13 protein-coding genes are annotated in these 12,519 nt (G+C 69.6%); 5 read left to right on the forward strand and 8 right to left on the reverse strand.

The window, feature by feature from the left end; translation table 11 throughout:
- Window positions 1-33: 33 nt before the first annotated feature.
- From AC07FT_RS17090 to AC07FT_RS17100, 3 genes are all read right to left on the reverse strand, one after another.
- Window positions 34-930, reverse strand: coding sequence for a geranyl diphosphate 2-C-methyltransferase (locus tag AC07FT_RS17090; RefSeq protein ID WP_479176880.1), 897 nt, complete (start codon window positions 928-930; stop codon window positions 34-36).
- Between the two features lie 17 nt (window positions 931-947).
- The gene (locus AC07FT_RS17095) at window positions 948-2,207 is read right to left on the reverse strand and encodes a family 2 encapsulin nanocompartment cargo protein terpene cyclase (RefSeq protein WP_479176881.1); all 1,260 of its coding nucleotides are present in this window, start codon (window positions 2,205-2,207) and stop codon (window positions 948-950) included.
- Between the two features lie 63 nt (window positions 2,208-2,270).
- Complete coding sequence (locus AC07FT_RS17100; RefSeq protein ID WP_479176882.1) at window positions 2,271-3,683, reverse strand: family 2B encapsulin nanocompartment shell protein; 1,413 nt, start codon at window positions 3,681-3,683, stop codon at window positions 2,271-2,273.
- Between the two features lie 221 nt (window positions 3,684-3,904).
- Between AC07FT_RS17100 and AC07FT_RS17105 the strand changes: the two genes are divergently transcribed.
- The 4 genes from AC07FT_RS17105 (at window position 3,905) to AC07FT_RS17120 (ending at window position 7,001) form a co-directional block, all read left to right on the forward strand.
- A complete protein-coding gene (locus tag AC07FT_RS17105) occupies window positions 3,905-4,996 on the forward strand; it encodes a serine hydrolase domain-containing protein (protein WP_479176883.1) in 1,092 nt (363 codons plus the stop codon).
- Window positions 4,990-5,841, forward strand: a complete 852-nt coding sequence (locus AC07FT_RS17110) for an arylamine N-acetyltransferase family protein (RefSeq protein WP_479176884.1) — start codon at window positions 4,990-4,992, stop codon at window positions 5,839-5,841. Before AC07FT_RS17105 ends, AC07FT_RS17110 begins: the two co-directional genes overlap by 7 nt.
- A gap of 203 nt (window positions 5,842-6,044) precedes the next feature.
- On the forward strand, window positions 6,045-6,122 hold the full coding sequence (locus tag AC07FT_RS17115; RefSeq protein ID WP_370443954.1) for a 50S ribosomal protein bL37: 78 nt from the start codon (window positions 6,045-6,047) through the stop codon (window positions 6,120-6,122).
- A gap of 87 nt (window positions 6,123-6,209) precedes the next feature.
- Window positions 6,210-7,001 carry an inositol monophosphatase family protein gene (locus AC07FT_RS17120; RefSeq protein WP_479176885.1) on the forward strand — a complete coding sequence of 264 codons (792 nt, stop codon included), beginning with the start codon at window positions 6,210-6,212 and terminating at the stop codon, window positions 6,999-7,001.
- A 107-nt stretch (window positions 7,002-7,108) separates the two neighbouring features.
- Here AC07FT_RS17120 and AC07FT_RS17125 read toward each other — a convergent pair whose 3' ends face one another.
- From AC07FT_RS17125 to AC07FT_RS17135, 3 genes are read right to left on the reverse strand one after another with little or no spacing between them, the layout of a single operon-like run.
- Window positions 7,109-7,900, reverse strand: coding sequence for an ABC transporter permease (locus AC07FT_RS17125; RefSeq protein ID WP_479176886.1), 792 nt, complete (start codon window positions 7,898-7,900; stop codon window positions 7,109-7,111).
- Window positions 7,897-8,859: an ATP-binding cassette domain-containing protein gene (locus tag AC07FT_RS17130; protein WP_479176887.1), complete on the reverse strand. Its 963-nt coding sequence runs from the start codon at window positions 8,857-8,859 to the stop codon at window positions 7,897-7,899. Before AC07FT_RS17130 ends, AC07FT_RS17125 begins: the two co-directional genes overlap by 4 nt.
- 19 nt (window positions 8,860-8,878) lie before the next feature.
- Window positions 8,879-9,547, reverse strand: coding sequence for a DUF4097 family beta strand repeat-containing protein (locus AC07FT_RS17135; protein ID WP_471198332.1), 669 nt, complete (start codon window positions 9,545-9,547; stop codon window positions 8,879-8,881).
- 243 nt (window positions 9,548-9,790) lie between these two features.
- Between AC07FT_RS17135 and AC07FT_RS17140 the strand changes: the two genes are divergently transcribed.
- Window positions 9,791-10,543: a helix-turn-helix domain-containing protein gene (locus AC07FT_RS17140; RefSeq protein WP_479176992.1), complete on the forward strand. Its 753-nt coding sequence runs from the start codon at window positions 9,791-9,793 to the stop codon at window positions 10,541-10,543.
- A 24-nt stretch (window positions 10,544-10,567) separates the two neighbouring features.
- On the opposite strand, the gene AC07FT_RS17145 is transcribed toward AC07FT_RS17140, so the two are convergent.
- Together AC07FT_RS17145 and AC07FT_RS17150 are read right to left on the reverse strand one after the other, a co-directional pair.
- The gene (locus AC07FT_RS17145) at window positions 10,568-11,803 is read right to left on the reverse strand and encodes a DUF1266 domain-containing protein (protein WP_479176888.1); all 1,236 of its coding nucleotides are present in this window, start codon (window positions 11,801-11,803) and stop codon (window positions 10,568-10,570) included.
- Between the two features lie 68 nt (window positions 11,804-11,871).
- On the reverse strand, window positions 11,872-12,444 hold the full coding sequence (locus AC07FT_RS17150) for a hypothetical protein (protein WP_479176889.1): 573 nt from the start codon (window positions 12,442-12,444) through the stop codon (window positions 11,872-11,874).
- Window positions 12,445-12,519 lie beyond the last annotated feature (75 nt).

Consider the following 12,519-nt stretch of genomic DNA (forward strand, 5'->3'; position numbering starts at 1 on the left):
CTTTCAGCAGGCGTGCGGTCGGCGGGTGTGCGATCAGACGCGGTCGGCCGCGATCAGCAGGTACTGGAACGAGCCGTCCTTGTAGGAGTTGATGAACGCGTCCTCGATACCGGTGACCAGTGAGGACGTGGCCCGCAACTCCCAGTAGGGCAGGGTCGCCGGGGTGAGGTCGATGACGGCCTGCGGTACGAGGCGGTTGCCGGCCATGGCGCGCAGATACTCCCGGCGGGAGTGGATGTTGCACTCGAAGTGCGCGTTGATCTGCGAGACGTACTTCGAGGGCTGCCCGTAACGCGGGTTCCAGCAGCCGGTGATGGTCACGTAGCGGCCGCCGACCTCGAGGATGCGGGAGTGTTCGGCGAAGAGGTCGTCCAGGTCGACGTACATGCTCGACTCGTTGTTCCACGAGGCCGCGGCCTGCCCGGTCTCGAAGGGTGTGCCGAGCATGTTGCAGACGCGGGCGCGGACACGGTCGTCGATACCGAGTTCGCGGGCGCGCTGGTTGGCGAAGTCGGCCTGCTTGGCCGAGAGCGTGACGCCCTCGACCCCGCACCCGAAGCGCTGGTGGGCCATGACCATCGAGCCGCCGCGGCCGCACCCCGCGTCCACGAGCGTGTCCTCGCGCCCGATGGGACCGAGGTGGTCCAGGAGGAGTTCGGCCTGTGCCGACTCCAGGCGGTGCAACTCGGCGATCAGCTTCTTCTCGTAGGTGCTGTCCTCGGGGTCGCCGAGGGCGGTGTGGTCGACGCCGCCGATGCCGTAGTGGTGGTGGTAGAGGCCGTCGACATCGCCGAGGCGGAGGTTCACGGGCCTGGCCTCGCGGTCCCAGTAGCGGGCGATGTCGCCCTGGTAGGGCGTCGCCGGGGACGGGATGAACACGGAGGCGCCGCCTGCGGCGGTGACATCGGTGGTGAGCTCGGTGCTGGTCACGGATGAGTCCAATCTTCTTACCAGAAATCGGGCAGGCTGTAGCGGAAGGTGTTGGTCTGGTGCCAGTAGTGGTTGCCGTCGACCCACACGGCCACGCCCCGCAGGAAGCGCTGCACGCTCGGGACGGGCCAGGCGGCGGCCACGGCCGCGGCCTCGGCCTCGAAGGTGTGCATGAGGTCGTTGTGGACCTCGACCGCCTTCAGATAGGCGTCGCGTTCACCGAGGCCCTCACGTTCGGCGATCACCACGGGCAGGTTCAGATGGCGGCCGGGGCTCGCGAGTTCCTTGGTGTACGAGTACAGGTCGTTCACGATGGTGGTGGCGTTTCCCGCGAGCGCGATGACCCGCTGCATGGCGGGCTGGGCATGCAGATCGGCCGGGAGTTCATAGCCGCCGACGGAGTCGGTGATGGTGGGGCACGGGCGGAAGTTGTTGAACTGGCGCATCGCCAGGTACTCCCACACCTCGGGGACGTGGTCCGCCTGCGCCCAGGCGGCCTCGGCGAGGTATCCCATGTGCAGACGGGCCATATCGTGGCGGAACCGGTCGGCCTGGGAGGGGGTGGCCAGGTGGGAGAAGTACTCCATGGCGGAGCGATAGGCGCGGCGGGGCGCGTCCGAGTGGAGCGACTCCGCCCACGGCGGCTGGTACTCCTCGGTCGTGTGCAGGGGGTCGAGCGCGGTGTGCGCCAGCAGCAGGCGCTGACCGAGTCCGACCGGCGAGCCTCCGTGGTCCTCGCAGTAGCAGTCGTCCACCGCGTTCTCGGCCACCATCAGACGTGTGGCGAGCATCAGGTGGTCGACGGTGGGCGCGTCCGGATGGCAGGCGACCATGTAACGCCCGACGGAGAAGCCGTCGAACTGGTCCTCCCAGTCATCGGGGTAGAGGTCGACCTCGTCCAGCGCCCAGGACTTGATCCGGCGGCTGACCTCCGCCACCCGCACGGGGTCGGGATCCGGCACCGGGTGGTGGTACAGGCCCGGGATCGGGTGGCCTTCCGCCGGAGTGGCGGGCAGCGCCGGCGGCTCCGGTGGCCCCGGTGCGACCGGTGGCGTCGGCGGCTCACCGGGCCGGGCCAGGTGCAGACCCGCAGTGCCCAGACCGCTGGGCCCGCGCAGCAGCCGTCGCAGATCGGCGTCGGGTTTCCGCACCTCCGCGGCGGGGGAAACCGCTGGAGGCCGCGCGCCGGTGGTGGCCTTGATGTCGCGGGCGCGGGCCGCGGCCCTGGTGAGGATGTGCGCCCCGGAGGGCGGAGGGGAAGGCTCAGGGGAGGGCATCCATGGCTCCTCGATGGGGTGGGTGGCTGTCCCGGGGACAGGGCGTGCTCGGCAGGAGAGGGCCTAGTCCTGGCTGCGGGCGATCTGCACGTTCTCCAGCACGCCGAGCGCGTCCGGGACCAGGATCGCGGCGGAGTAGTAGGTGGAGACGAGGTAGGAGATGATCGACCTCTCGTCGATGCCCATGAAGCGCACCGAAAGACCCGGTTCGTACTCCTCCGGCAGACCGGTCCGGTGCAGCCCGATGACGCCCTGGTTGTCCTCGCCCGTGCGCATGACGAGGATGGAACTGGTGTTCTCCTTGCTGATCGGGATCTTGTTGCACGGCAGGATCGGGACCCCGCGCCAGGCCGGGACCTGCTGTCCGCCGAGATCGACGTGGTTCGGGTACAGACCGCGGGAGTTGAACTCACGTCCGATCGCCGCGATCGTCCTCGGATGGGCGAGGAAGAACTTGGAGCCGCGGCGGCGGCAGAGCAGTTCGTCGAGGTCGTCCGGGGTGGGCGGACCGGAGTGGGTCTGGATGCGCTGCTTGAAGTCGGCGTTGTGGAGCAGACCGAACTCCCGGTTGTTGACCAGCTCGTGCTCCTGGCGCTCGCGCAGCGCCTCGATGATGAGCCTGAGCTGCTCCTCGGTCTGGTTCATCGGTTCGTTGTAGAGGTCGGCGACCCTGGTGTGGATCCGCAGAACGGTCTGCGCGACGGAGAGTTCGTACTCACGTGGCTTCAGCTCGTAGTCCACGAATGTGCCGGGCAGCGGGGGTTCGCCGGTGTGTCCGGCGGACAGGGCGATCTCGGCCTCGCCCCGGTGGTTCTGCCGTTGGCCGCGCGATGAGGTGAACCGCTCGACATGGGCCCGCAGGCCCGGCGCCCCGGACAGCACGGAGGCGAAGTCGGCGCGGGACAGGGTGAGCAGGGTGCCGGAGGTCTCGGCGGTGGCGGTGCAGTCCCACCGGGCGTCATCGTCCAGCAGGACGCTCTCCCCGAACCGGTCGCCGTCCGCCAGTACGGCCACGGACGTCTTGTCACCGTACTTGCCGACGGAGGTCTGGCTGACCCGGCCGTGGGCGATCAGGTGGAAGTGCTCGGCGGGCGCGCCGCGTTCGGCCAGCGTCTCACCGGCACGGAAGTCGCGCTGGACGCACCGGTCGGCGATCGCGGTCAGCACCTCCACGTCCTCGAAGCCGCGCAGCAGGGCCAGTTCACCGAGTTCGCGGGGGATCACCCGGACGCTCGAGCCGTCCTGGACGAACTCGATCCGACCGTCGCCGACGGTGTAGCTCAGCCGACGGTTCACCCGGTAGGTGCCGCCCTTGACCTCCACCCAGGGGAGTGTCCGCAGCAGCCAGCGAGAGGTGATCCCCTGCATCTGCGGGGCGGACTTGGTCGTGGTGGCGAGGTTGCGGGCAGCCGCCGTGCTCAGACTGGACTGCCGGTGCGGCTCCGGCTGTGCTTCCGGACTGGTATCAACGGTCATCGGGCGAGCTCTCCTTCGTAAGGGCGGTGGCAGGTGGGCATGCCGGTCACCGGGCAAGAGAAGAGGAGGGGGCAAACATCCAGGAATCCATCCAGATCCTCCGGAACCCTAGCGGCCGGTGCGCCCGGTCGGCGCAGAGAAGCCAGGGGTATTAACTCGATAAGATGATCTTGCGCCACGCGATGTTTGTCCGAGGAGCCGCGGCGCGGGGGAGGCGGGGAATGGTCGGGACGCTTGTGGACCCGGATGAGAGGGATGGTTCCGGGGACCCCTGGGACGGCGTGGACGCGGAGGCCGTGGCCGAAGCGGCCCGGCAGCAGGCCGCACGCCCGGTGCCGGGTGTCGGGGACATGGCGTCCTATCTCGCCGCCCAGGTGGCCGACGACTCCCACCGGGACGTCATCGGCCCGCTGCTGCACGGCGGTGGCGCGAGCGGCACCATCGTGCGGCGCGGCACGGTGATCGCGTCCTGGGGGGACCCGACGCGTGCGGAGATGGCCTACAGCGCGACGAAGAGCGTGCTGGCACTGGTGGCCGGTATCGCCCACGACGACGGGGAGTTGATCCTCGACGAGCCGGTCTCCGTCCGCGTCGGAGTGCCCCAGTTCGCCGACGCCCACGGGCGGGCGGTCACCTGGCGCCATCTGCTGGACCAGACGAGCCAGTGGGAGGGCGAGCTGTGGGGCAAGCCGACGTCGGCCGACGCGCAGAGCACCCGTGAGGGCACCGAGTCGGCGGGCGGGCCGCCCGGTGAGGGCTGGGCGTACAACGACGTCCGCGTGAACCTCACCGCCCTCGCACTCACTGCCCTGTTCCGCCGCCCGCTGCCGGATGTGCTGCGGGACCGCGTGATGACCCCGATCGGGGCGTCCTCCTCCTGGTCCTGGCACGGCTACGCCACGTCCTTCGTGGACATCGACGGCACCGAGGTGCCGGTGGTCTCCGGTGGCGCGCACTGGGGCGGCGGGCTGTGGATCGACGCACTCGACCTGGCCCGCATCGGACATCTGTGCCTGAGCGGCGGGCGGTGGGGTGACACCCGCGTCGTCTCCGCCCGCTGGATCGAACAGATGTGGACACCGTGCCCGGTCAAGCCCGACTACGGCCTGTCCTGGTGGCTCAACGACCACCACACGGTATGGCCGAGTGCCCCGGCCACCGGCCGCTGCGCCCGCGGCAACGGCGGCCGCCATCTGCTGTGGGTCGACCCCGCCCGCGACCTGGTCATCAGCTCCCGCTGGGGCACCGAGGTCGAGACCCTGCTCACCGCGGTGTCCCAGGCGATCACGTCGCGTAGTGTTCCACCATGCTGAGCGGCGCGACGACCCTTCGCTACCTCGAGCGTCTGCGGGTACCTCGCCCCGGGCGCCCGACCACCACGGCCTTGTTCGCCCTGCACCGGGCGCATGTGGAGAGAGTCCCGTACGAGACGCTGGAAATCCAGCTGGGCCGGCCGACGTCCATCGATCCGGGGGAGTCGGTGACACGCATACTCGGCGGCAGGGGTGGCTACTGCTACCACCTCAACGGGGCGTTCGCCGCGCTGCTGTCCAGCCTGGGCTACCGGGTCACCTGGCATCTGGCCGGTGTCCAGGCGGGGCCGGACTCACCGGCGGGCGCGAAGGGCAACCACCTCGCACTGACCGTCGTATGTGAGGGCCGCACCTGGTTCGCGGATGTCGGCCTCGCCGACGCGCTGTACACCCCCATGCCACTCCGCGAAGGAACGTACTCCCAGGCCGGCATGACGTTCGGCCTCCGCGCCTCGGAGGCCGCACCCGGAGGATGGCGCTTCGACCATGACCCCCAAGGGTCGTTTCCCGGTATGGACTTCCGGGCCGGGCCCGCGTCACCGGCCGACTTCATGGCGCAGCATGAGTATCTGTCCACCTCTCCGGAGTCCCCCTTCGCCGCCACGGCCTGTGTCTTCCGGCGCGATGCCCACGGAGTCGACGTACTGCGCGGCTGCGTGCTGACGCGGATCGACGGCGAGGGCCGGCGCAAGCATGAGCTGACCACCGACGAGGCGTGGTTCGCGGTGCTCCGCGCCCGTTTCGGTCTGGCCCTCGACGATCTGAGCGGGAGCGAACGCCACGGTCTGTGGAACAGGGTCCGTGAGGTTCACCTGGCCCGGGAAGCCATGAGCCGGATGTCCTAGACCCGGGCCACCGGCCCGCGGCGCCGGCTACTCCGCGTGTTCCCGCGGTATCCCGTGCCCGTCGGCGGAGTGCCTCCACGGCGTGAGGTGATTCACGATCCAGGATGACCTGTGGCGGACTGGGTACGCGCGACATGATCACCCCATCAGAGGGCGATGTGATCGTGCGGATCCGGCGAACACATCCCTGGAAAGGAGACGACATGTCGTCGAAGCGACGTCGCAAGAAGAAGGCCAGGCGCAAGAACGGCGCCAACCACGGAAGCCGCCCCCAGTCCTGAGCTGAGGGTGACCGAGAGGAGAGGGCCCGATCCCCGATGCCCGGGGAGGGCCCTCTCTCCGGTTGTCGGTTCGCTACCCTCCGCGGTATGACCAACTCATATGCGGGCCTTGACGATTCCGAGGTCGCGATAGCCGCGGCACGTACCGGGGCGGATGTGGCGCGCGGGATGTACGGTCGGCCGCTCTCCCGTATCGACAAGGGCGCGGGGGACTTCGCCACCGCCGCCGATGTGGCCGCCGAGAAGGCCATCCTCGAGGTCATCCGCGCGGCCCGGCCCGATGACACGGTGCTCGGTGAGGAGGGCGGACGGCAGGGTGCCGCCGCCGGCGGGCGCGAGTGGCTGGTGGATCCCCTGTGCGGCACCCTGAACTACGCCGTCGGCAACATGCTGGTGGCCGTGAACGTGGCGCTGCGTGACGGGGCGGCGGCGGTGGCCGACCCGTTCAGCGGTGAGGTCTTCTTCACGGAGGGTGAGACCGCCTGGATGCGGTACGAGGGGGCCGACGTAGCGCTGGCGCCCACGTCCGCCACCCGGCTGGTGGACGTCAACCTGGATCCGCCGTTTCCCGGCGCACCCGGATTCCGGGCCGTGGAGATGCTGGCCGACCCGCGGTTCATCGAGGGGTTCCGGCCGCGGGTGGTGTCCACGACACTGGCGTTGGCCTGGGTCGCGGCCGGTCGGCGCGCCGCGTACGTCACCGATGGCGGTGACCTCTCCGGAAGTGTGCACTTCGCCGCCGGTATCGCCGTGTGCCGGGCGGCCGGCTGTGTCGTCACGGGGATCGACGGTGGCCCGGTCGGTCGGGAGGGCCGCGGGCTCGTGGTGGCCGCCGACGCCGGGACCCACGATCTGCTGATGTCGATGATCCGGCCCTGAGCGTCCGTCCGTCGTACGCGAACGGGGCGGCGCACATCGACGGGGTGTCGGTGTGCGCCGCCCTCGGGTGGACGCGTTGCGGGAGGTGGCCCGCGCCGTCATGACGGTTACTTCGGGTCGTCGTCGAACTTCGAGGTCGACCAGAGGTAGCCGAGCACCGCCAGGCCCAGGCACCAGGCCACGGCGAGCCATCCGTTGTGGCCGATCCCGGTGCCGAGCAGCAGCCCGCGCAGGGTCTCGATGGCGGGTGTGAACGGCTGGTACTCGGCGACGGGCTGGAACCAGCCCGGCATCGCGTCGATGGGGACGAAGGCGCTGGACAGGAGCGGCAGCAGGATCAGGGGCATCGCGTTGTTGCTGGCGGCCTCGGCGTTCGGGCTGATCAGCCCCATGCCCACCGCGATCCAGGTGAGCGCCGTGGCGAAGAGCACGAGCAGTCCGAACGCCGCGAGCCATTCCAGGACGGTGGCATCGGTGGAGCGGAACCCTATGGCCACGGCGACGCCGCCGACGAGCACCACGCTGATGACCGACTGCAGCACACTGCCGATGACGTGTCCCAGGATCACCGAACCGCGGTGGATCGCCATCGTGCGGAAGCGGGCGATGATGCCTTCGGTCATGTCGTTGGAGACGGAGACCGCGGTGCCGACCACGGTGCTCCCGATCGTCATCAGCAACAGGCCCGGAACGATGTAGGCGATGTACTCCGAGCGGTCCGGACCGTCGCCGCCGATGCCCGCGCTCATGGTGTCGCCGAAGACGTAGACGAAGAGCAGCAACAGCATGATCGGGGTGAGCAGCAGGTTCAGGGTGAGCGACGGATAGCGCCGGGCGTGCAGGAGGTTGCGGCGCAGCATGGTGGCGGAGTCGCGTACGGCGAGGGTGAGCGGGCTCATCGGACAGCCTCCTCGGGCTGGTGGGGGATGCCGGTGCCGCCGGTCAGGGCGAAGAAGACATCGTCGAGGTCGGGGGTGCGCACGGTCAGTTCGTCGGCCTCGACACCGGCCGAGTCCAGCCAGTCGAGGAGGGAGCGCAGTTCGCGCTGGCTGCCGTCGCTGGGGATCTGCAGCGCGAGGGATTCGTCGTCGCGGGATGCCTCGCCCAGGGCGGAGGCGGCATTCTGGTACGCGGCCGGATCGGTGAATCGGAGCCGGACGTGTCCGCCGGGGACGAGACGCTTCAGCTCCTCGGCGGTGCCCTCGGCGGCGATCCTGCCGTCGTGGAGCACGGCGATGCGGTCGGCGAGTTCGTCGGCCTCCTCCAGGTACTGCGTGGTGAGGAAGACGGTGACCCCGTCGGAGACCAACTCGCGGATGATCCGCCACATGTTGTGCCGGGAGCGCGGGTCGAGGCCGGTGGTCGGCTCGTCGAGGAAGATGATCCGAGGGTTGCCGACCAGGGTCATGGCGATGTCGAGGCGGCGCTTCATACCGCCGGAGTAGGTGGAGGCGGGCTTCCTCGCCGCCTCGGTGAGGTCGAAGCGCTCCAGCAACTCGGCGGTGACGCGCAGCCGTTCGTGTCTGGCCAGGTGGTGCAGATCCGCCATGAGGAGCATGTTCTCCTCGCCGGTGATCAGCCCGTCGACGGCGGAGAACTGTCCGGTGACACCGATCGCGGCGCGTACGGACTGCGGATCGGTGGCGAGGTCGTGGCCGCCGACCTGGATCCGGCCACTGGCGGGGCCGGGGGAGACGAGGGTGGAGAGGATCTTGACGGCGGTGGTCTTGCCCGCGCCGTTCGGGCCGAGCAGGGAGAAGATCGTGCCTTCCGGTACGGCCAGGTCGATTCCGTCGAGGACGGTCTTGTCACCGTAGGACTTGCGCAGCCCGTTCGCCGCGATGGCCGGGTTGGTCATGAGAGGAGCTCCTTGTTCCTTACAGGCTGCGGGCGGTGATGTCGCCGTAGGCGGTGGTCGCGTGGATGTTCAGGCCGGGAGCGCCGTCGGCGTTCCTGAAGGTGTTGTCGATCCGGCCGTAGGAGGTGCCCGCGTCCAGGGAGGCGGAGACTCCGGCGGCGGCGCCGACCGAGATGTCCCCGTGTGCGGTGCGCAGGGTCACCGTGCCGCGCACGGCCTCGGCGATGTGCAGATCGCCCTTCTGGGTGCTGATGTCACCGGGGCCGCCCAGCCGGCCGACCGAGATGTCGCCCGCGAGGAGGGCGAGCCGGGTGCTTCCGGTCTCGTCGAGCTTGACCGAGCCCTGGGCGCCCTCGAAGGTGACATCGCCGAGCCGTCCGACGCCGCGGAGTTCCGCGCCGGCCGCCTTCGCCTCTATGTGCGAGCCGGTGGGCAACTGGACCGTCACCTCGACGGATCCGGTGGCGCCGAGGATCCGGTTCTTCGCCGCGGCGGCCTCGATCCGCAGCACACCCTCGGCGTAGACGACCTCGGTCTGCTCCGCCGCCTTCACATCGCGGCTCTTGGAGGAGTCGGCGGGGAGGATCTCGACGGTGGTGTCGGCGCGGTCGGCGGCGATGAACCGGATGTGTCCCGCGGGGATGTCGAGGAGGGCCGAGACCGGGGTGGGGGTGTCGAACTTCTGCATCGTCTTCTCCTGCTTCCGCCGCTTCCGCGTGGCGTCGTCCGGTGTTTCTGACATTGGAAAAGCTACGTTGCATTCGCGGAAGCGGCAACGATGTCGTTGCACTCAAGAGGCATGTATGCAGCTCAGCGACGAGAATTCGTTGCAATGGTTTTAAATCTAACGCAACGAACACCTCTGCTTCGTTGCAATGAGCTGACGGTGAACGCTATGCTGGAGGCATCACCGACCATGAAGGGGGCCCGGATGCCCGGCGGCAGGCTCACCCAGCAGGAGCGCCAGCGGATCGCGCTGGGGCTGGCCGACGGCCTCGCCTATGCGGAGATCGCCAGAAGTCTCGATCGTCCGACCTCGACCATCACGCGCGAGGTGATGCGCAACGGTGGCCCCGCCGGCTACCGCGCCGACCTCGCGCACCGGGCCACCGAACAGCGCGCCCACCGCCGCAGGCAGACCGCGACCCGGGAACGGAAGGCATCGCAACAGGCCCACGGACGCGACACCGAGGCGGTGCGCGCGTACGAGGAGATGTTCACCACCGTCCTCATGCAATCGGGCCTGTCCAAGATGATGTCCCGGGTGCTGGTCTGCCTCTACACCACCGACGCGGGCAGCCTCACCGCGTCCGAACTCGTCCAGCGCCTCGAGGTCAGCCCGGCGACCATCTCCAAGTCGATCGCGTTCCTGGAGAGTCAGGGCCTGGTCCGCAGGGAGCGTGCCGAAGGCCGCCGTGAGCGCTATATCGTCGACGACGATGTGTGGTACCAGTCGATGATCGCCAGTGCCCGGTCCATCATCGAACTCGGCGATGTCGCACGGCAGGGCGTCGGTATCCTCGGCCACGGCTCCCCGGCCGCCATCCGCCTGGAGAACATCGCGCGCTTCGTCGACTTCGTCTCCGAGAGCATCACCCGCGCCGCGGAGCAGGCCCGTGAGGTCCTCTACACCAAAGCCGAAACGCCTCGGGGCGGCGCTGCCGAGCCGCCCCCGGACCGCTGACCGCGGTGTACCGCCGGACTCGTCTCAGCTCCAGGGGACGGTCTTCCAGGGGCTCTTCGGATCGGACATGAGGATGCGGTGCGCCTCGTACATATCGGTGTACCAGTGGCCGAACTCCTCCTCGTCGAAGTGGAGACAGCGGCCGAGGATGAAGGCCGCGGCGAAGTCCTCCCACGAGCGGTAGGCGATCCGGCTGACCCGGCCGGCGCGGACGAGGGCCCGCTCGGCCTCCTGCTGGTCGCAGTAGCGTGCCGCGAGGCCCCAGCGGGCCATGGCCGCGGCCCGGCCGTGGTCCCACGCCTCCACGGAGGTGATGAACTTCTCGCTCTCCAGAACTCCGTCCGCACGGAACCGTTCCTCGTAGCGGACGATGCGGCCGATGATCCGCCGCACGGCCGCCACGCGGGCCGACACCTCGGCATCGTCCCCGGCGTCCTGCCGCACCACGCGCTCGGCCGCCTGCCGCCAGTGGGTCACCTCGACCCGGCCGCCGAAGTCCAGGGCCAGGGTGCGGCGGACACCGAGGACGAAGTCCCCGGCGGTGCCGTCCACCATGTCTGCGGTGAGCAGTCGTTCCTGTGACCGCTGCCATTCCGCGCGACTGGTGATGCCCCACCACTCCTCGAGGCGGTTCTTCTGATCGGAGTAGCCGTCGCCGTGGTACGCCACGTTGTTCCACAGCTCGCCGTTGTTCACCATCATCAGTGCGGCCAGTGCCAGGCCGTGGGCCACCGGCCCCGACGCCACTCCGCCCACCTCGAGTGCCCTGAGCCGCAAGCGGTGGTGGGAAGGGCCGCGGTCCTTGTTCACCCGCTCGACGTGCCGGCGCCACAGGGCGCGATGGTGCGGGGTGACGGGGAAGAACACCTCGCAGGGGCTGCCAGGGTTGATCACCACCCAGGGCGAGTCGTCGTGGTTCCGCCAGGTGTCGGCCAGCCAGCCGAGGCTCGCGCGCTCGAAGACGGTGTCCGGGTCGGGAGGGGGCAGCATGCCCTCGGTGAGGAGCGGGAGGCAGTTCGCCCGGATCGCGGAGTACCAGTAGGGGGTGGTCCCGATGGTCCCCGGATCGGACCGGATCCGGGCCGCGGAGTCGGCGACGAAGAGATCGGCACCGGCCAGCACGTCGAAGAACGCGGACCAGTCGCCATGTGTCCTGGCCTCGTGGAGCTCGCGTTCCACCACGCTCGGAGCGCGCCACGGCGCCGATGACTCCGTCTGGCTCCCGGCCGGACCATTCGCGGTGCTCTCCCCGATGACCATGAGCAACGATCCTATCGAGCACGTCGGTTCGTCTCCCGCGGGGCTCGATCCCTCGTGGGTCGCGGGCGTTACGAGGTGCGCACGATGTCGACGGCGAGCAGGACGAGAAAACACAGCACACCCAGCGCGGGCATGAGCCCGATGAGTGCCATCGGACGGCGCAGCAGGGGCTTGCCGGGGGACAACCTGGTTCCGGACAGGTCGTCCCCGGGCTCGGACAGGCTGTTGAGAGTGGCGCGGACCCGCAGATTCAGAAGGAGCGTGAGGGGGTTGAAAAGCAGCGCGGACAGCGGGTTCCACCAGCCCTGCCACAGCGTCCTGGTCATTCCCTGGCGGAGCACCGCGGTGCCGCAGACCTGGCAGAAGCGGCCTGCCCGTTTCCGGAACAGCACGAAGACGATGAGCCCCTGGTGGTGCCGGACCGCCATCCTGGCGGCGGGTGCTCCCGCGCACACCTGGCAGACGGGTTGCTGGGGCGCCGCATACGGGAAGGCACCGCCGGGCTCGTCCGTCGACACCGGGGAGGGACGCGGCCGGAGGGGGTAGCCGGGCAACGGCTGGACGGACGCGGGATGCGCCGCTCCGTTCCCCGGACCGGGTATCGCGCCATAAGGGTTGCCGGTCGACGTCTGCCACGACATGGCCTCACCTTATGCCGCCCAGCCCCGTGGGACGAACGCGGTGAGTCCCGGCCGACGGTCCGATCGGTTGCCCAT

This window comes from Streptomyces sp. NPDC045899 (assembly GCF_056431485.1).